Origin of the sequence: Chamaesiphon sp. GL140_3_metabinner_50, assembly GCF_025361915.1 — a bacterium.
Lineage (GTDB): Bacteria > Cyanobacteriota > Cyanobacteriia > Cyanobacteriales > Chamaesiphonaceae > Chamaesiphon.
This window is the reverse complement of record NZ_JANYJC010000139.1, coordinates 1-2,390: the sequence shown is the minus strand read 5'-3', so window position 1 is coordinate 2,390 and position 2,390 is coordinate 1. Positions and strand designations below refer to the sequence as shown.

The window sequence follows — 2,390 nt, the reverse complement described above, 5'->3', positions numbered from 1 at the left end:
TACATTATCGAGCTTTGCGTTACTCGCGGCTATGAATACCAATCAAAAGTGGTATCTCAAATATACAAACCGTAATTTCCAAATAGCTCCATCATTATCAAGAGCATCATTGTTTTTACCACCTGCGCGCAGTCAAAAGATCTTTACCGAAAACCGCGACTAGCAGACGTTAGACGATATCTCGTTTAGACTAGTTATATGGATAAAGATCGTTCTCGATCTACTTTAGCCGATCGTTATGTACGCTAACAATCGGCTCATTTATTGAATTCTGCATCGAACTGAAAAAACCACAATGAAAATCGCTGGATGGCAAAAAATTCCTAAGTTATGGAAAAATATTAGTAGCGGATCGATAAATAATCGAATTTTTGGTGCGGCAGTTGTCGTAGCGATGGGCACGACATTAGTTAAATTATTAGCTATTGCTAAAGAATTGGTAGTTGCCTCCAGATTTGGAACTACACAAGAACTAGATACATATCTAATCGCACTGACTATTCCCTCATTTTTACTCAATATTATCGCTGGGTCGTTTAACTCGGCGTTAATTCCTACTTATATTAAGGTTCGAGAGCAAAAAGGAATCAAAGCTGCCCAGCAACTTTTGGCTGGAGCTACGATTTGGAGTGTGGGATTACTAACAGTTGGCACCTTAATCATGCTAGCTGGTGCGCCAGTCTATCTACCACAATTAATCGCAGGATTTAGCCCCGAAAAATTGGCACTGACTTATCGATTGTTGTGGGCGATTTCGCCAATGCTGATTTTAACTGGCATCGGTACGGTTTGGAGTGCCGTACTCAATGCGGGGGAGCGATTTGCGCTAGCTGCGCTGGTACAGATGGTGACCCCGACAGTTACCGTTGTCTTTCTATTTGCCACCCCTAACTGGGGAGTCTTCGATTTAGTTGCGGGGATGGTGGGCGGACAGTTAATCGAAATGACAATTATCGGTACCGTACTCACCAGACAAGGATTTTCATTGCGCCCAAAATGGTATGGGTTTAACGCCGACCTCCAAGAAGTAGCCAGCCAGTATTTACCCGCGATTGTGGGCACATTTTTAATGTGTAGCACTGGTTTGGTCGATCGATCGATGGCAGCAATGTTACCATCAGGAAGTGTAGCTGCGCTCGACTATGGTGGCCGGATGGTGACACTACCAATTATTATCGCGAGTACGGCATTAAGTACGGCGGTAATGCCTTATTTTTCTAAGATGGTTGCCAGTGACGATTGGCATGGGATCCGTAACTCGCTCAAGCATTATCTGATGCTGATTTTTGCGGGTAGCTTACCATTAACTGGTTTTATTATCGTATTTTCCGAACCGATCGTCCGCATCATGTTGCAAAGAGGTTCGTTTACCGCCGATGATACGATCGTAGTCGCTCACATTCAAAGTAGTTTTGCCATCCAGGTGCCTTTTTATATTGGCTGCATGTTGGTGGTGCGGTTAATTTCGGCAATGCGGAAAAACTATATTCTGATGATTGGCTCTGCCTTTAATCTCACGATTAATATCGGGCTGAATTATCTATTCATGAGATGGCTGGGCGTTGCTGGAATTGCATTATCGACTAGTTTTGTCTATGTATTTTCATTCTTTTTCTTATTAGCCTTTGTCCTTCGCAATCTTAAAAAAATTGATAATCTCATTCTCACTCCCGATCAAAAAGTGCAAATTGCCCAAACACGGCAAACAAAGACCGAGCGAATTAAGGCAGTCCTAACTCCCGAACAACGCCAGATATTTCAAGAAATTGAATTACAAAAAGCTGCCCAGCCGCAGCCAGATCCGATCGATGTTAGCACAGATGACAAAGCTAAACTAGCTAAAATCCGTCAACAGAGTATGGCTAAATTTAAAGAAATTCTAACTCCAGAGCAAATAGTACTACTCGATCGAATTACAGGCTGGGAGCAAGGAATTTCGGTATTACAACTGCGGCAACTGCATCTTAATACCTGGCAACAAGAAAAAATTGCTCGATTGTGGAAAGACGAAAAACAACAAATGGATGCGTTTGTGACACCCGATCGATGGGAAAAAGTTCGAGCTAAACAAAGCCGTCGCAAAGCAATCGCTTTTCGATGGGAAAAAATGAATTTAACACCCGAACAAGATGCTGAAATTCAAGCGATTCGTCAAGATCGAAAGCGACAATTAAAGGTAATATTAACAGCAGAACAGCAAGCTAAAATCGAACGCGATCGCCATAAATATCAACTTTAATAACTAGTTAGGAGTCTCTTACGTCTGAGAGGATGTTTGAAAAGTTTTATTTGCTACAATCGCAGACTTAAATCCCCCTAAATCCCCCTTTTCAAGGGGGACTAAGAGTCTGGTTCCCCCCTTAAAAAGCTACCGTGTACCGACAAGTATA

General features: G+C 42.4%; 1 protein-coding gene. It reads left to right on the top strand.

The genetic code is table 11. The features are described from left to right. Positions 1-295 precede the first annotated feature (295 nt). Complete coding sequence (locus Q0R35_RS07465) at positions 296-2,239, top strand: lipid II flippase MurJ (protein ID WP_295615538.1); 1,944 nt, start codon at positions 296-298, stop codon at positions 2,237-2,239. Positions 2,240-2,390: the final 151 nt, after the last annotated feature.